Consider the following 16,591-nt stretch of genomic DNA (forward strand, 5'->3'; position numbering starts at 1 on the left):
CCTGCATGCAAACGCGGTTTTTCAGATGCAACGAGGCTTCCGGTTTTGGGGCTGCTGCGCAGCCCAGCGCGAGCAAGCTCGCTCACCACAGGTACCGGGTACAGCTTTAGACAGTATTTATGTCCAAGTGAGGGAGGCGTCATGTTCGACTGGAACGACCTGCGGTATTTTCTGGAGCTGCAGCGCAGCGGCCGCTTGCTCACCGCCGCGCAACGTCTGAAAACCACGCATGCCACCGTGGCCCGGCATATTGAGGCGATCGAGAAAAGCCTTGGCACCGCTCTGTTCGTGCAGCATGCCCAGGGCTACGAACTGACGCCGGCCGGCGAAGCGCTGCTCAAGCACGCCGAAGCCATGGAAAACGTCGCGCTGTTGGCCGAAGACGAACTGACCCACTCCGCCGCGCCCTTGGGCAAGATCCGCCTCGGCGTGGCCGAAGGCTTGGGCGTGATGTTCCTGGCCAGTCGCATGAGTGGGCTATTTGATCGCTACCCCGGGTTGGAAGTGGAATTGGTGGCGGTGCCACGCTTTGTCAGCATTCTCAACCGCGAAGCGGAGATCAGCATCCACCTCGAACGCCCCAGCGTCGATCAACTGGTCACCCGCAAACTCACCGACTACCGCCTGGCCCTCTACGCCAGCCGTGCCTATCTGGACCGCAACCCACCGATCGAAAAGCGCGAAGACCTCGCCGCGCACGCGTGGATCGATTACGTGGACGACTTGCTGTTCAGCCAGGAACTCAAATTCCTCAGCAGCTTCTGCCGCAACCCCAAGGTGGTGTTCCACAGCACTAGCGTGATTGCCCAGCACCAAGCCGCGCGCTCCGGGTTGGGGATTGCGGTGTTGCCGTGCTTCATGGCGGCCGGCGACCCGGAACTGGTGCCGTTGCTGCCGGGGGAGGGGATCCAGCGCAGCTACTGGATCAGCTCGCGCCGGGAGTTGCACAAATCGGTGCGGCTGCGGGTGTTGTGGGATTATGTGGTGGAGTTGTGTGCGCGGGAGCAGGGGTTGTTGTTGGGCGAGGCCTGATGCCAGGCCTGCCCAACAGAGGGGTTAGAGTTTCACCACCTGATGCACCTGCTCCGCGCAAGCCCGTGCATCCTCGATCATTTTCCCGAACGCTTTGCTGACAATCTCATCACGGCTCAACCAACGCACCTTCTGGCTCAGGCGATAGTGATAACGCAGCCCGCCATTCTCCTGCGAACCCTGCAGGTCCAAGTCATACCACGGCGAACGCACCTGGCAACCCGGGATGGTTTTTTCCATCCGCCCGCCGCTCAGGGTGATGCTGTAGTCATGGGTTTGCGGGTTGCCCAGATCAAGCTCGGCCTGCTGCCCTTGGCGGCGGTAGTTGATAAAACCATCCCAACGACCCTTGAGCGATTCATCGCTATATACGTAGTCATTCGCCAGCTTTTCCAGCGCACGCTGATCAGTCATTTTGGCCGTGACGGTATAGCCGTCATGCACCACAAAGCCGGTGGCCGGGCGAGTGATCTGGCAGTCGCTGATCTCGTTGCCGAAGTTGGCGCAGATGTCCTGGTCGGTGGCGGTGCTGCCTTGCTGGCGGTCGGCGACGCTCAGTTGCATCAGCGGCAGGCGACTGAAGGTGATCGTGGCCTGGGTCGCGCCGTCGCCTTGTTTGTCGTAGTGCACCTGTTTGTCCAGGCGCAGGGTGGTTTCGGGGCGTTCCAGCGGGATATGTTCCTCGCGCACCTGACCCTGGGCGTCGTTGACCAGCACCCAGCGGTCCTGGATATCGGGCATGACCTGGCCGGGGGCGAACACCGGGTTGGTCGGGTCGAGCCACCACACCTGGCCGTCCACTTCGGCGCGCACGATGGCGTGGTTCGGCGCCTGGGTGCCGGGGATCAGTAGCGACTCGACCACATCGCCCCGGCTGACCCAGGCGGTCTCGGCCTTGATGCCACTGGCCTTGAGCAAGGCGGTCAGCAGGATTGCCAGGTCCTTGCAGTCGCCATAACCGTGTTGTTCGATTTCAGCGAGGTTGAAGGGCACGTAGCCGCGCTCTGTCGCCCGCCAATCACCCAGGTAGCGATAGTGATCGTTGATGTGCTGCATCAATGCCGCGACCTGTTCGGCCGGCGCCAAACCGCGCACGGCAACCACGGCAGCAGCACCTTGTGGCGGCAGGTTGGCACCGAGGATCTGGTTGTAGCGCTGCGCGAACGCACCGAAGTACGCTTGGCGCTCCAGGGCGCTGCCTATCTCGATACGCGGGATGCGCAGCAACGCGGCGTTGGAGGCTTCGTTGATGTAGTTGAGGTAGGTCGGGGCCTTTTGCACCACGTCCAGGGTCTTGCCATTCTGCGACGGCGTTACGCTGAAACCCTCGAACAGTTCGCTGCGCCACTGGATGGGGCGCTCGGCAGTAAAACGCGCCTTGAACCGGTCGCGCCGCGCCGGGCTGGCGCCGAATTTGAGCACGTAGTGAAACTGGGTCATCAAGGGTTTGGCGGCGTGGTGCTCGCGCACGGTGTAGCGAATCTGCGTGCCGACGCGCAGGTTGGGGAAGGCCAGCGAGGTCTGTTTGTCGCGGCTGAAGCCCTGGTCCGGATTGGGCGCGGTGCGGGTGTCGATCTGCGTCGCATCCAGCGCCACTGGCTTGGCGCCGGGCTGGGTGGACTGCGCGCTGATCACTTCAAAGGTGTCGCCTTCGGAATAATCGAAGTCGATGCGCGAGAGCATTTCGCGGCCGCTCGGTTTGAGGATCGTATAGCGGTAGGTGGTGGTGCAGTCGGTACTGGCGTCGCGGTTGAAGTGGCAGTGCAGCTCGGTGTCGCTGGCCAGTGGTGCTTCGGCCAGGGGTTGCAGCGCGGCAAACACGCCAGGAGCAACAAGCCCCAGGCTGATGGCAATCAGGGGGCGGTGAAACGAAAAACGGTACATGGGCGCCTCGGGTGACACATTGAAACAGCTACCCGATGGGTAGCGAGAAGGCGCTGGATGATAATGGATCGCAACTGAGAAAGCCAGGATTGTTCGACAATTTATGTGGCTGAAAGGCCCGTTCTAGAGCCTTTTCTTTGATTTGTGTCAGTCGTTTCGCAGTTCGAAGTCGGCGCTGGCAAGCCTCTCGCCGTTGATCAACACATGGACGACATGCTTGCCGGGGTAATGCTTACGCGTGGTCAACTCGCGGATATGTTGCTCACGTCGGATGCTGTGAAGTTCGCCAGCGCCGAGGGTAAACGCCTTGAGTTTGAACACCTTTGCGGCACTGTGGCCGGCGCTTTTCACGTAGTCGATGGCGTAGTCCACCACCAGTTTCTGTGGGGTAGTGGCGGTGGACTCCAGGCTGAACGACAGGTTGATGCGGTCGCCCAGGTTGATCACCGCCGGCGTGACCTGTAGGTGGTGGATCTTCACCTCGGCCTTGGCGCCCGCACCCATGATCGTCAGTGCGCGGGTGTTGCCTTGCTTGATCAGGCTGCGCAGGGCGTGGCGGGCGATCCACGCGGTGTGCGGGTTCTCCAGGTTCCAACCTTCGATCAGACTGAGCACCCATTCCGGGTGGTCCTTGGTGATGTCATTGAGGTGGTTGGCCACGGACTTGCGTACGTAGAGGCTGTTATCGGCCTTGAGGTTGTCGAGGATCGACGCGCACAGCTCGGGGTTGGCCTGCACTTCGGCCAAACGGAATGACCAAGGCAGGCGCGGACGTGAACCTTCGCTGGCCAGGCGGCGCACGTGTTCGTTGTCATCCAGCGACCAGGTTTGCATCACCGCCAGCGTGCGCGGGAAGTCGTGCAGCAAAAAGTGGCGGATGGCGAATTCGGCGGAACCAAAGGTGGTGAAATATTTAAGAGCTGCCATGGAGCGCTTGAAGTCGTGCAACCCGTAACTTGCCACGAAATGCGGCAGGAACAGGCTGACAAACGCGCTGTTCAGGCGCGGCGCCAGTGCATGCAGCAGCTTGAGGGTCTGCGGATAATCCAGCGGGATCACCGCGTGCAGGCTTTCGCTGACCCGCGCCATGCGCTGCATCACCGACAACTCGGCCAACCCGGCCTTGGCGTGCTTGAGGAAGCCCTTGGCGTCGAACGCCGGGTACACCGCTGTCATTTCATCGGCGATGTGTTGCAGGCGTTCGACGTTAAAGATTTCCTTGAGGGCCGGGGCGCTTTGGTCGGTCATCGGTGATTCCGGTGGCGGTTAGAGAAAGTGGCGGTTAGAGAAACCAGCGGTATTCCCGCGCGTTGATCTCTTGTTGGAAGGCCAGGTGGTCCTGGCGTTTGTTTTCGCAGTACACGTCGACAAATTCGGCCCCCAGCTTATCGCGCAATACCGGTTGGTGCTGCATGGCACGTACCGCGCCGAGCATTTCCAGTGGGAAGTCGGTACCACTGCTGCGATCTTCGTTCAGCGGGGCGATGGGTTCGCGCTTGGCTTCCAGGCCGTGTTCCAGGCCGACGAGGATCGCCGCCAGCACCAGGTACGGGTTGGCATCGGCACTGGCCAGCCGATGCTCGATGCGCAGGTTGCGTGGGTCGGACTCGGGAATGCGCACGCACGCGTCACGGTCTTCAAAGCCCCAACTGGCACGTGTAGCGGCGTTGACCGTACCGCCCAGGCGGCGGAAGGCGTTGTGGTTGGGCGAGAAGATCGGCATGCAATGGGGCAACAATTCCAGGCAGCCGGCCACAGCGTGCCGCAGCGGTTGCTGCTGGTGCGCCGCCAGCAGGTTATTGCCAGCGCCGTCATACAGGCTGACATGCACATGCATGCCGCTGCCGGGGTATTGCAGGTACGGCTTGGCCATGAAGCTGGCGCGGTAACCGTGCTTGAGCGCCACGCCACGGGTGCTGCGGCAGAACAGGGCGGCCCAGTCGGCGGCGCGCATGCCATCGTCGAGGTGGCCGAAGTTGATCTCGAACTGGCCGGGGCCGATCTCGGCAGTGATCACCGTGATGTCGATGCCCTGGTCCTTGGCGGTTTGCGCCATATCGTCGAGCACTTCGCCGAAGCGCGAAAGCCGTTCGATATGCAAGTTGGGCTGGTCGTCGGGGTCATCGCTCAGTGGGTCACGGGCGAATTGTGGCAGGCCGTTGTCGAGCTTTTTGTCGAACAGGTAGAACTCTAGTTCAAACGCCACCACCGGGTGGATGCCCTTGTGCTGGAGGCGCTCGAGCACCTTGGCCAGCACTTCGCGGGGTTCGAATTCGATGGGCGCTTCGGTGCCGTCCGAGGTGATCAGCATCTGGCCCAGGGGCTGCGACTCCCAGCTCACCGGCTTGAGCGTGCCTGGCACCAGACGACGGTTGGCATCCGGGTCGCCGTCGTTGAAGCAGTAATCACCAATCTTGAACAACCCGCCCTGAACCCCCAGCAGCACGGCGTTCTGCGGTAGCTTCAGCGGGCTGCCGGCGGCGACTTTTTCCAGCATCTCGATGGGGTAGCGCTTGCCGTAGAAGTGCCCGGGAATGTCCAGGGCGATCAGGTCGACGTAGCGCACATCGGGATGGTTCTGGCGAAAGGTCCGTACTTCGGCCAGTAACGTGGAGGCATGGCTTTTCACGGGTGCAACTCCTAGTTGTAAACCCACAACACGCGGGCGGGCAGGTCGGTCAGGTTGGCGTAGCGGCAATGGGCGAAGCTGGCCAGGTGGAAACTGTCGCCTGGGCCGAGGGTGACCGAGTCGGCCTCACCCTCGACCCACAGGGTCAACTCGCCTTCCAGCACAAAACCGGCTTGTTCGGCGCGATCACTCATGGTTTGTTCACCGCTGTTGGCACCGGGGGCCAACAGGCTGTCGAGCATCGAAAAGGCGCCATTCATGCTTGGTGAGACGAGGATGTCGGTGATGCCATTGGCGTAATACACCGTGCGCCGCTCGTTGGGGCGGGTGATCCAGTCCACGGCCTTGGGTTTGGGCTGGCTGTAGAAATAGGTGGTGGGTACGTCGAGGGCGTGGCTGATGGCGGTCAAATCCGCCACGGTCGGGCGGGACAAACCGCGCTCGACCTGGGACAGGAAACCCACCGAACGCTCGATTTTTTGCGCCAACTGCGCGAGGGTGAGCTTCTTGTGCTTGCGCAGGTCGTGGATGAGTGCGGCGAGGGTGGCGAGTTCTTCTTGTGGGGTCATGAAATTTATTTCGATAAATTTCATGAAAAATTACAGGATTTATTTCATGGAGGCAATGAGCATGGATTTACACGCGCACTTGTTCGGGCTGGAACAGGCACTACAGCAAAGCGCGACCCGTTCGGATACAAGGCAGTTGGCACGATTGCTGGCCGATGATTTTGTTGAGTTCGGCGCCAGCGGCCATGTGTGGGGCAGCAAGGCCGAGGTGATCGACGGGCTGCAGGATGAGGTGTTTTCTGCGCGGAGCATGACCGAGTTCGTGGTGAAAATGCTGAGCGAGCGTGTAGCGTTGGTCACCTATCGCTGTCACCGGAACGGAGTCGGGACCTCGTTGCGCAGCTCGGTATGGCGGGCAGAAGAAGGGCAGTGGCAGATGGTGTTCCATCAAGGCACACCCTTGGCAGTTGATTAGCCATTGCGGTGGCGAGGGGGCTTGTTCCCGCTGGGCCGCGAAGCGGCCCCAACCCATTGGGGCAGTGAGAGGCCCGATGGAATGATCACGCATTGCAGCGGTCCGAACCTGGGTACGCATCATTCATTGAAGGAGCCCCCATGAAAGCCAAATCCCTGATTGCCAGCCTGCTGGTCGCCACAAGCTTGTCCACCGCCAGCTTTATCGTGCAGGCCGGTGACACCCCCCAGGAAACCGTGCAACCTTCGAACATCAACACCCGTGACCTGAAAGAGGGTGACCGTGCGCCGGACATGCTGATGCGCAAGGAATCGGCGGTCAGCGACTGGAAAAAGCGCGGCCTCAAGCAGCCTGAGGAAGACAGCCAATGGACGCGGGTAGGCGATAAATTCGTGCTGCTCAAGACCACCAACGGCACCATTCTCGAGATCACCCCCGTCAAGAAATGACCGTGTCGGTAGTGCCTGCCCTGGGTTAAGGTAACCGGCCATAGACGCCGCGTTACCTTCAACGATCGAGAGCAGGATGCTTGCCACAATAAGAAACTACCCCCGCACCGTAAACCTGCTGCTTTCGGCCACGCTCATGCTGACGCTGGCCAAGGCCATCACCTTTCCCTACCTGGTGATTTACCTTACCCACCGCTTTGCCCTCGACATCACCCAGGTTGGCCTGGTCATCGGCAGCTCGCTGATCGTCGGCTCGTTGCTCAGCGTGTATGGCGGTTTCCTTGTCGACCGCATCAACAGCTACCGGTTGTTGCTGGGGCTGAGTGCGCTGTTTGTACTGGGCTTTATCGGCACGGTGCTGGTGCAGCATTTCTGGGTGTTCTATGCCTGCCTGATCCTGATCAACCTCGCGTACGCGGTGATCGATATCGCCGTCAAAGCCGGCTTTGCCAGCCTGTTGCCCGAAGAGGCGCGCAGCGAAGTGTTTTCCATCAAGTACACCCTGACCAATGTCGGTTATGCCGTGGGGCCTTTTTTCGGGGCGATGATTGCCAAGTTGGATATCAGCTTGCCGTTCATCCTCTCGGCGCTGTTGGGGGTGGGCTTTTTCCTGCTGTATTGGCGCTGGGGCGACCGCACCCTGACCACCGTGGATGCCACGCAAAAGCCGGTGCCATTCCTCGCCGTCGGGCGGGTGCTCTTAAGGGATCACCGCCTGGTCTGCTTCACCCTCGGCGGCGTGCTCAGTGCGGTGGTCTTCGGCCAGTTCACCGCGTGGCTGTCGCAATACCTGGTGACCACCACCACAGCCGAATACACCTACACCGTGGTCAGCGCCGTGCTGACCACCAACGCGGTGCTGGTGATTGCCTTGCAGTACGTGATCGGGCGGCGTATTTCGCATCGCTACCTGGGCCAATGGCTGATCGCGGGGCTGGGCATGTTCATGCTGGGAATCGTCGGGTTCGCGCTGTCCACCAGCGTGTTGTGGTGGGTGCTGGCGATGGTGGTGTTCACGGTGGGGGAGATCATCGTGTTTCCGGCCGAGTACATGTTTATCGACCGCATCGCCCCGGACCACCTGCGCGGCATGTACTACGGGGCGCAGAACCTGTCCAACCTGGGTGCCGCGTTGGGGCCGGTGTTGTGTGGGCTGGTACTGGCCAGCCTGCCGGCCTACTACATGTTCTACATGCTGGGGGCGTTCATCGTCGCAGGCGGGATATTCTATTTCATTGGTGCGTCGTTGAAGGCAAGTCATCCAGCGTGAGCTTGCCCATGGTGTTGCTCTGCAGTTCGTAGCGCAATTCTTCCACCATCTTTTCGACTTCTTGCGGGGTCTGCAGTCGGTTGGTGCTGATCCCGGTCACCACCAGATCCACACGGCCGGTCTCGGCGTCGTAGACCTTGAGGGTCAGGGACGCGTCCCGGCACAGGGTGAATTCACACGTCAGCGGCGACAGGCCTTCTTCGATGCAATTTCGCAGTTGAGAGAGGGTAAACATGCGGGTTCCTTCAGGCCTAAGTTCGATGCTTGAAGGTTATGGCGTGCTGCCCGCTGCAATAAGGCGAATTCGCACTAAGTGCACTAGTGCATTTGTACTTCCACGGTCTATTTCTTGAGGCGCAATTCCCCGGCAAACAGCCCGCGTTCACGGGCCCAGACGATGGCCGCACTGCGGCTGTGCACTCCCAGTTTCGAGTACACCGTGGCCACATGGTTACGCACCGTGTTGGGCGCCAGTTTCAAGCGCGAAGCGATCTCCTTGTCAGCCAAGCCTTCGCAGATCAGCCCCAGCACATCGCGCTCCCGGGCGGTGAGGTCGGTGAAGGCGACATTGGGTTGGCTGGGGCTGTTGACGCTCTTGGCGTTGGCCAGTTTTTCGATAAGGGTCTGGCTGAACCAGGAGGCGTCCTGCATCACTTCTTCGATGGCCGCCACCAGTTCCAGCTCCGAGCGTTTGCGTTCGGTGATGTTCATCATCACCAGCAGATAGCAGGGCACATCCTGGATGATCACCGTGTCGGCGGAGACCACGCAGTCGATCACCTCGTTGCCTTTCTTGCGCACTTTGAGGTCCTGGCCGTCGAGGTTGCCGGCTTTTTCCAGGTTGGCGAACAATTGCGCGGCCGCCTGCGGGCTGTCGATAAAGTCGATGTCTTCGATGGACTTGCCGATCAGCTCCTCGCTGGTATAGCCGGTGATGCTCATGAAGGCTTCGTTGATGTCCACCACCTGGCGGTTGGCGGCGCTACACACCAGGGTTGGCACGGGCGTCAGGCGGAACGATTTGGCGAAGCGCTCCTCACTCTGGCGCAGGGCGATTTCCGCCTTTCGGCGCGGCTCCAGGTCCATGAAGGAGAACAGCATGCAGTCCTCTTCGTTCATGTCCAGCGGTTGCCCCGCGACGATCACCAGTTTGCTGCCGCCCTCAGGCAGGCGCAGCTCGGCCTGCATCTGCGGGATGGTCGCACCTTCGCCCAGGCGCTGGATGGCCAGGTCCTTGCGCTCGGCCTGTTCCAGCACGTCCAGCTCATAGACGGATTTACCGATGACCTGGTCGCGGTTGTAGCCGGTCATCTCCAGAAAGCCCTGGTTCACCTTGATGTAACGCAAGTCACTCAGGCGACAGATCACCGCCGGCGCCGGGTTGGCGTTGAAGGTTTTTTCGAAGCGCTGTTCGGCGCTGGCCCATTCGGTGGCGTCGCTGAGGATCAGCACCAGCAATTCCGGCTCACCGTGGGAGTCACTGATCACCAGGCTGCGCAGGCGATGGACCCAGGTTCTGTCGGCGTCCTCGGTGGGGGAAACTTCCACCACCACGTCACTGAACTCTTCGCCAGCGGCGACGCGGGCGAGGGGGTAGTTCTCCAACAGCACCGGGTGGTTGTTGCGATAGCGCAGGGCAAATCGTTCGGCGTAGGCCTGGGTATTGGCACCCAGTGCAGCGACGTCATCAATGCCGTGCATGTTCAGCGCAGCTTCGTTGGCCCAGAGGATGGTTTGGTCGACTTCCGCGAGGATGATGCCGTCGGATACCCCGGAGACAATCTGCTGCAGTTGGCGGCGGTTGGTTTCTTTGGCGAGGACATCCTGGGTCATGGTTTCTCCGGGTTTTAGACGCGTGGAATTACGACACCGGGGCTTCAGGATAGTGCAGACCAATTGCCTGGGGTGGGGTGCAAATGCACTATGCATCCCGGTGCATTTGCGCGGGGACGAGCGGTACTTGGCTCGCCAGACTGAGGCGGTCAATAACGCAAAAAGGATCAATCATGACCCCTGTCTATGAAACCAACCGTTCGCCGTTTCGCGTGTCCTGGAGTGCGGTACTGGCCGGGAGTGCAATTGCTCTGGTGAGTTACCTGGTGCTGAGTGTGTTGGGCACCGCCATCGGCGCCAGCGCCGTCGACCCCATGCAAGCCGGCAACCCTTTGAGTGGGTTCGGCACGGGCGCCGGGATCTGGCTGTTTGTCTCGACCCTGGTCGCTGTTGGCCTCGGCGCCTTTGTGGCGGGCCGCACGGCCCCTGATCGCGGCGGCCTGCACGGCGTACTGACCTGGACCCTCACCACGCTGCTCACCACCTGGCTGCTGGCGGGCTTGGCCGCCAGTGTCGTCGGCACCGCCGGCAATGTGGTAGGTAAAGGCCTGTCGGCTGCCGGCAGCGGCATTGCCGCGGTAGCACCGGGCATTGGCGACAGCGTCAAGCAGCAGTTGAACGAGCAGGGCATCCAACTGGACTGGAACAGCCTGCAAGGCGAGCTGGACACCTTGCTCAAGCAAAGTGGCAAGCCTGAACTGGACCCGGCCAACGTCGAACAGAAAACCGACCAGGCCGCTGCCGATGGCAAGCAGTCGGCGACCGCCGCAGCCAGCAACCCTGCCCAGGCTGGCGATGCGTTGAAGCAATGGTTCGAACGCGTCAAGGCTTCCGGTGAGCCCGCGCTGAATGCAGCGGACAAAGACGCGTTGGTCAATATCGTTGCGGCCCGCACCGGCAAGAGCAAGGAAGAAGCTACCCAGATCGTCGACAACTACGCCCAGGCCTATCAGCAGGCCATGCAGAAGGTTGATGAACTGAAGCAACAGGCCGAGCAGAAAGCCCGTGAAGCCGGCGAAGTCGCGGCCAAACAGCTCTCCCGTGCGGCCTGGAGCACCTTGGCCATGCTGTTGTTGGGCGCGGCCTTGAGCTTCCTGGTAGGGCGGATGGCCCTGACCACGCGCCGAGTGCCGTTGGCTTAACAATGCTTGCAGCAGGGACGCTGCTTTTCACTGGCATCAAACATGCTAGTGTCAGCATTTCAATACCCACCGGCAGTGCCTGGCGATGCGTGATATCTACAGCGTCTTCAATTCCAATGGCGCCTATGAAACCGGTGCCCATGCCCATGACGAGTTCATGCTCATGGTGCCCGAGCATGGCTTGCTGCGCTTCAAGGACGAAGACAGCGGGCGCAGCACCTCGGTGATCGACCGCCAGTTCGTGCTGGTGCCGCCGCAATGCAGCCATTCTTCCTCATCACTCACGGCCAGCCAGGGCCACCTGGCGTTCTACGTCGACCCTGACTACATGCGCTACGCCCTGCGTGACCTGTCCGGTGACGCCAACCGCCTGCTGCGCGTGCCCACCCTGGGCATCTGGCAAACCTCCGCGCCGCTGCACCATTTATTGCTGGCGAAAAAAGCCTTCAGCCAACCCGACCCCTACGTAGATCGCCGCCGCCAACTGGCCCAGGCCGATCACCTGTTGTTGCTCGAATGCCTGGCGATCTCCCTCAGTCAGCCGAGCCTGCAACGCTCTTCCACCGAGCGCCATGGCGCCATGTTGGTGCGCGATGTGAAAGCCTACGTGGAAGGCAATCTCGAGCATGCGCCAGGGCTGGATGACATTGCGGCAGTGTTCCATCTGTCCCGCCGACACCTGACCCGGCTGTTTGCGCAGCACACCGGTGAGACGGTGTTGGCCTATGTGCAACGGCTGCGCCTGGAACGGGCGCAGACCCTGCTTCGGCATACACGCCTGTCAGTGCTGGAGATCGCCAACAACGTCGGCTACGAATCGCCATCGCACCTGGCCCATGTGTTCCGCCGGGTGTTGGGCATCTCCCCGGATGAATGGCGCCGTAGCTGACACCAGCACAAACCACAATGCGAAGCGAGCCGTTCTTGATCGTGATCGTGATTTTGATCTGGCTTTTGATCTCAGGCGGCCCCCCAAATCCCTGTCGGATTACGGGCATACCGAGCCTAGGCGAGGTACCGAGTGTTGGGGCAAGAGCCCTTTTGGTTACTTTTGGCTGGGCCGGCATTCCGGGCTCGTTTCCAAAAGTGACCCGCCGTAAGGGCGGAACCATAAGTGGCCGTTACCTAAATAACGGATATGTGCCCGATCAGATCCAACATCCAGGTCGGCTGTCAGGCCGCCTTCGCAGGCAAGCCAGCTCCCACATTCGAGTCGGTTCCTCCTGGCGCAACCCCAATCACCGATGTCCCGATCCCGCGCATGATCCGGCCCGATCCCGTGCGCCACAAATCTGTCATCCCTTCATCCTCTGCTCACCAACAACAGACAAGTCCGGCGTACCGGACGAGGAGGGGCGGTGAGCGCAAAACCCTTTATCCGATTTTCAGGCGTGCAAAAAAGCTTCAACGTCGAGGGCCGCCAATTTGTGGCCGTGCGCAATGTGTCGCTGGAGGTCCAGCGCGGCGAAATCATCACCCTAGTCGGCCCGTCGGGCTGCGGCAAGTCCACCTTGCTCAACATGACCGCCGGGCTGTTCGGCCCCACGGTCGGCGAAGTGCACTACGACGGCGTTGAAGTCAAAGGCGTGAACACCCGGGTCGGCTACATGACCCAGGCCGATCACTTGCTGCCTTGGCGCACGGTGGCGGGCAACATCGCGGTGCCGCTGCAGATTCGCCGCGTGCCCAAGGCCGAGACCGAAGCACGGGTCGAAGAGCTGATGGCGCTGGTAGGCCTCACCGGTTTCGGCGAAAGCTACCCCAACCAGCTTTCCGGCGGCATGCGCAAACGCGCGGCCATGGCGCGCTTGATGGCCAGCGACCCGGAAACCCTGCTGATGGACGAGCCCTTCGGCGCCCTCGATGCGCAAATGCGTCTGACGCTGCAGACCGAACTGCTGCGCCTGTGCCGCAAGCTCAACAAGACCGTGCTGTTCGTCACCCATGACGTCGACGAAGCCATTGCGCTCGCCGACCGCTGCGTGGTGTTCGCCGGTCGCCCCGGCACCATCGACCATGTGCTCGATATCCCGCTGAGCGGTGAACGCAACCTGGTGCAACTGCGCTCCGACGCACGCTACGTGGGACTCTGCGCCGAACTCTGGAAACGCCTGGCGCCCGACGTTGCCGACGCCGCTCACCCTTCTTCATTGGCTCACTCGCTGGAGGTCGTATGATTCAGGTTTATCGCTTGCTGTTCCTGGTGTTCCTCATGCTGTTGTGGGAAGGCGTGTCGCGCTGGTTTGGCGCGGAATTCTTCATCAGCCGCCCTTCGGCCGTGGCCCAGAGCCTGTGGAAAATCCTGCTCAATGGCGTATTTTTCTACCATGCCGGCATCACCACCCTGGAGGCGGTGCTGGGCTTTTTCATCGGCTCTCTCGCAGGTTTGATCGCAGGCCTTGTACTGGGTCGCGCCAAGTTGCTGGCTGACATCCTCGATCCGTTTTTGACGGCCTTCTACAGCCTGCCGAAAGTGGCGCTGGCGCCGCTGTTCATCCTCTGGTTCGGTATCGGCTTGCCGATGAAAGTCATCCTCACCGCCGCGGTGGTGTTCTTCCTGGTGTTCCTCAACACCTACAGCGGCGTGCGCAACGTGTCCCGCGAGCAACTGACCATCCTGCGCTTGATGGGCGCCAAGGAACGTGACCTGCTGACCATGGTGGTGATCCCCTCGGCCTTCACCTGGGTGTTCACCGGCCTGCGGTTGTCGGTGCCTTATGCGCTGATCGGCGCGCTGGTGGGCGAGATCATCGCGGCCAACCGTGGGCTGGGTTATCTGCTATCGGATGCGGCCTCGCAGTTCGACACCGCCGGCGTGTTTGCCGCTTTGGTTGGGATCGTTGCTTTGGCGCTGATCCTGAACACGGCGGTGAAGGTGGCCGAAAGCAAGCTGATGCCGTGGAAAGCCAATGAAGCGGAACGTGAAGTCGCGGTTTAACCCCCTCTGGTTTGGAGCTTGATCATGCATAAGCGTCTTGTGATTGTCGGTCTGTTGTGCGCTGCCTTCCTGCCCGCCGCCCAGGCCCAGGACCTCACCAAGGTCACCCTGGCGTTCCCCAGCGAAGGCTTTCTGTATGTGCCGATCTACGTCGCGCAGAAACAGGGCTACTTCGCCGAAGAAGGCCTGAATGTTGAAGTGATCGTGTTTCAAAAAGGTGGCTCGGCGGCGTTGACGGCCGTGCTCGGTCGCGATGCCGATGCCTATGTTGGTTTGCCTGCGGTCGCAGTGCGCGCGCGGTCCAAAGGCCAGAACGTGCAGGCGTTTGCCGCCGTGCAGACCCAGTTCGGCAGCACCGTGGTGATCGACGGCGAGTCGGCGCGCAAAGCCGGTGTGTCGGCCGCGTCGCCCATCTCGGCGCGTGCCGAGGCCCTTAAGGGCTTGAAGATCGGCGTTACTGGCCCCGGCAGCACCACCGACATGTTGGTGCGCTACCTGGCCAAGGACGCCGGCCTGAACCCGGATAAGGACTTCACCATCATGCCCATCGGCGGTGCGCCGAACATGCTGGCGGCGTTTTCCCAGGGCAGCATCAACGGTTTCTCGCTGTCGCCGCCCACCGTCACCACGGCGGCGCAGCAGGGCGGGTTTGTGCTGATGGACCTGGCCAAGGGCGAATACAAACCCTTGGACGGCTTCCTGTTCACCGCGATGATCGCCCGCGAGGAATGGTTGAGCAGCAACAAGGCCACCGCCGAGAAACTGGTGCGCGCTATCTGGAAAGCCGAACACCTGATCGCCAGCGAACCGGACAAGGCCCGCGAGTCGGTGCGTCCGTACTTTGCTCACACCGATGCGGCCATATTCGATGCCGCTTGGACCGCTTCATTGCCGTCCTACCCAGCCACGCCGCGTATCGAAAAAGACGGCGTCGAGAAGAACATCAGTTTCATGAACGCCGTCGAGAATGACCCGGTGACACTCGACCCGCAGCAGGTCTACACCAACACCATCGTCGACGCCGTGGCGCCGACTGTTTCCACCCTCAAGGGAGAGGCGAAATGACGCCCGAGGTTCATCTGGTCAATGTCTTTCCCGCCACCGCGCGTGGCGGCAACCCGGCGCCCACCGTGGCGCTGGCCGACGGCATGAGTGATGCCGATATGCAGCAAGTCGCCCGCGATTACGGTCATGAATGCGGCTTTGTGTTTGCCGCACCGGCCGGCAGCGATTTCGATTTTGCCCTGCGTTTCTGGGTGCCCAACCATGAGATGGAAATGTGCGGCCATGCCACCGTCGGCGCCATTTGGCTGCTGGATCAATTGGGCATGCTGCACAAGGAGCGCCTGGCGCTGTGGACGTTGAGCGGGCGGGTTGATGCACGGATTACCAATGCCGGCACGCCGCAGGTTCAAGTCGAAATCAGCCAACCCAAAGGGCAGGTTGAAACCTTGAGCGACCCGCAGGTGGAGGCCGAAATTCTGTCGGTGTTGGGCATCACGTCCAATGAACTGGCGCCGTTGCCGATCCAGAACGCCCGCACCAGCCGGGTCAAGACCCTGATCGCGCTGAAGAGCGTGGCCGTGCTGGACAGCCTCAAGCCGGACTTCCGCCGCATGGAGCAACTGTGCGAGCACATTGGTTCCACGGGGTTGTATCCCTACGCGCCGTCGGACCTTGAAGGTCGCCAGTTTGATGCGCGACAGTTCCCCAAGTCTTCGGGTTACCCGGAAGACGCCGCCACCGGCATCGCCGCCGCGGCCTTGTCTTTTGGCCTGCTGGAAACTGGCTTGGTGGCCGCTGACGATCGTCCGGTGTACATCCGCCAGGGCCGCGCAATGGGCCGGCCTTCGCAGATTTCCCTGCGCTTTCGTCACGATGCGGCAGGGCAGGTGCAGGGGTGCTGGTTGGGCGGGCATGTGGCGTTTGTCGAGGAGCCCGCATGAGTATTCGCGAGCGTATCGCCGCCTTGGGCTTGCAACTGCCCGAGGCGCCAGGCCCCAAGGGTGACTATGTGCCGGTGACGATTCATGCGGGTGTGGCCTATGTGAGTGGACAAGTGTGCCGGCTGGGCGATGGCGTGATCAGCGGACCGGTGACGGACCAGACCTCGCCAGCGCGGGTGGCACAGGCCGGTCAAACCTGCGCGTTGCGCACCTTGAGCGTGCTGGATCAGGTGGTAGGGTTGGAGAACGTCGAGCGCATTCTGTTTGTACGAGGGTTTGTGTTTGGCGGCGAGGGTTTCCAGCGCTTTTCCAACGTGGTCGACGGCGCTTCCCAGGTGTTGATTGATGTGTTTGGCGAGCAGGGCCGGCATGCACGTTCGGCGGTCGGCGTGGCGGGGTTGCCCAGCGGCGGAATGCTGGAATTGGAGGTCACCGCCGTTATCAAAACAACTGGATGACACATCGGCACTCACCTCAATGAACG

17 protein-coding genes are annotated in these 16,591 nt (G+C 61.4%); 11 read left to right on the plus strand and 6 right to left on the minus strand.

The genetic code is table 11. From position 1 onward, the window contains the following. Window positions 1-141 precede the first annotated feature (141 nt). Complete coding sequence (locus tag RB216_RS10255; RefSeq protein ID WP_236318848.1) at window positions 142-1,032, plus strand: LysR family transcriptional regulator; 891 nt, start codon at window positions 142-144, stop codon at window positions 1,030-1,032. Window positions 1,033-1,056: 24 nt separating this feature from the next. Here the strand turns inward: RB216_RS10255 and RB216_RS10260 are convergent, their stop codons facing one another. From RB216_RS10260 to RB216_RS10275, 4 genes are all read right to left on the minus strand, one after another. Beyond that, complete coding sequence (locus tag RB216_RS10260; protein WP_308908643.1) at window positions 1,057-2,916, minus strand: DUF3857 domain-containing transglutaminase family protein; 1,860 nt, start codon at window positions 2,914-2,916, stop codon at window positions 1,057-1,059. Between the two features lie 147 nt (window positions 2,917-3,063). Continuing rightward, on the minus strand, window positions 3,064-4,164 hold the full coding sequence (locus RB216_RS10265; protein ID WP_308908644.1) for a DNA alkylation repair protein: 1,101 nt from the start codon (window positions 4,162-4,164) through the stop codon (window positions 3,064-3,066). 34 nt (window positions 4,165-4,198) lie between these two features. Further along, window positions 4,199-5,545, minus strand: a complete 1,347-nt coding sequence (locus RB216_RS10270) for a glutamine synthetase family protein (RefSeq protein WP_308908645.1) — start codon at window positions 5,543-5,545, stop codon at window positions 4,199-4,201. Between the two features lie 11 nt (window positions 5,546-5,556). Then, complete coding sequence (locus RB216_RS10275; protein WP_010211306.1) at window positions 5,557-6,114, minus strand: helix-turn-helix domain-containing protein; 558 nt, start codon at window positions 6,112-6,114, stop codon at window positions 5,557-5,559. Between RB216_RS10275 and RB216_RS10280 the strand changes: the two genes are divergently transcribed. The 3 genes from RB216_RS10280 to RB216_RS10290 all read left to right on the plus strand — a co-directional run bounded on the left by RB216_RS10280 (window position 6,113) and on the right by RB216_RS10290 (window position 8,248). Continuing rightward, window positions 6,113-6,529, plus strand: a complete 417-nt coding sequence (locus tag RB216_RS10280) for a nuclear transport factor 2 family protein (protein ID WP_308908646.1) — start codon at window positions 6,113-6,115, stop codon at window positions 6,527-6,529. The genes RB216_RS10275 and RB216_RS10280 overlap by 2 nt on opposite strands. A gap of 140 nt (window positions 6,530-6,669) precedes the next feature. Further along, the gene (locus tag RB216_RS10285; protein ID WP_028619610.1) at window positions 6,670-6,978 is read left to right on the plus strand and encodes an RcnB family protein; all 309 of its coding nucleotides are present in this window, start codon (window positions 6,670-6,672) and stop codon (window positions 6,976-6,978) included. Between the two features lie 76 nt (window positions 6,979-7,054). After that, complete coding sequence (locus RB216_RS10290; protein WP_028619611.1) at window positions 7,055-8,248, plus strand: MFS transporter; 1,194 nt, start codon at window positions 7,055-7,057, stop codon at window positions 8,246-8,248. On the opposite strand, the gene RB216_RS10295 is transcribed toward RB216_RS10290, so the two are convergent. Both RB216_RS10295 and RB216_RS10300 read right to left on the minus strand, forming a co-directional pair. Then, entirely contained in the window at window positions 8,211-8,483 is a 273-nt protein-coding gene (locus RB216_RS10295; protein WP_028619612.1) for a DUF1652 domain-containing protein, read from the minus strand. The genes RB216_RS10290 and RB216_RS10295 overlap by 38 nt on opposite strands. Before the next feature lie 107 nt (window positions 8,484-8,590). Further along, the gene (locus RB216_RS10300) at window positions 8,591-10,081 is read right to left on the minus strand and encodes a PAS domain S-box protein (protein WP_068931779.1); all 1,491 of its coding nucleotides are present in this window, start codon (window positions 10,079-10,081) and stop codon (window positions 8,591-8,593) included. Window positions 10,082-10,254: 173 nt separating this feature from the next. On the opposite strand from RB216_RS10300, the gene RB216_RS10305 reads away from it, so the two are divergent. The 7 genes from RB216_RS10305 (at window position 10,255) to RB216_RS10335 (ending at window position 16,565) form a co-directional block, all read left to right on the plus strand. Next, a complete protein-coding gene (locus tag RB216_RS10305) occupies window positions 10,255-11,223 on the plus strand; it encodes a hypothetical protein (RefSeq protein WP_068931780.1) in 969 nt (322 codons plus the stop codon). 85 nt (window positions 11,224-11,308) lie between these two features. Beyond that, window positions 11,309-12,112 carry an AraC family transcriptional regulator gene (locus RB216_RS10310; protein WP_028619615.1) on the plus strand — a complete coding sequence of 268 codons (804 nt, stop codon included), beginning with the start codon at window positions 11,309-11,311 and terminating at the stop codon, window positions 12,110-12,112. A gap of 469 nt (window positions 12,113-12,581) precedes the next feature. Continuing rightward, the gene (locus tag RB216_RS10315; RefSeq protein ID WP_122684236.1) at window positions 12,582-13,400 is read left to right on the plus strand and encodes an ABC transporter ATP-binding protein; all 819 of its coding nucleotides are present in this window, start codon (window positions 12,582-12,584) and stop codon (window positions 13,398-13,400) included. Then, the gene (locus RB216_RS10320) at window positions 13,397-14,161 is read left to right on the plus strand and encodes an ABC transporter permease (RefSeq protein ID WP_308908647.1); all 765 of its coding nucleotides are present in this window, start codon (window positions 13,397-13,399) and stop codon (window positions 14,159-14,161) included. Before RB216_RS10315 ends, RB216_RS10320 begins: the two co-directional genes overlap by 4 nt. 24 nt (window positions 14,162-14,185) lie before the next feature. Beyond that, complete coding sequence (locus tag RB216_RS10325; protein ID WP_308908648.1) at window positions 14,186-15,226, plus strand: ABC transporter substrate-binding protein; 1,041 nt, start codon at window positions 14,186-14,188, stop codon at window positions 15,224-15,226. Continuing rightward, window positions 15,223-16,107, plus strand: a complete 885-nt coding sequence (locus RB216_RS10330) for a PhzF family phenazine biosynthesis protein (protein ID WP_308908649.1) — start codon at window positions 15,223-15,225, stop codon at window positions 16,105-16,107. Before RB216_RS10325 ends, RB216_RS10330 begins: the two co-directional genes overlap by 4 nt. Continuing rightward, window positions 16,104-16,565 (plus strand): RidA family protein, encoded by a 462-nt coding sequence (locus tag RB216_RS10335; RefSeq protein ID WP_308908650.1) that lies wholly within the window; start codon window positions 16,104-16,106, stop codon window positions 16,563-16,565. Before RB216_RS10330 ends, RB216_RS10335 begins: the two co-directional genes overlap by 4 nt. Window positions 16,566-16,591 lie beyond the last annotated feature (26 nt).

This window comes from Pseudomonas canadensis, from assembly GCF_030980095.1.
GTDB lineage: Bacteria > Pseudomonadota > Gammaproteobacteria > Pseudomonadales > Pseudomonadaceae > Aquipseudomonas > Aquipseudomonas canadensis.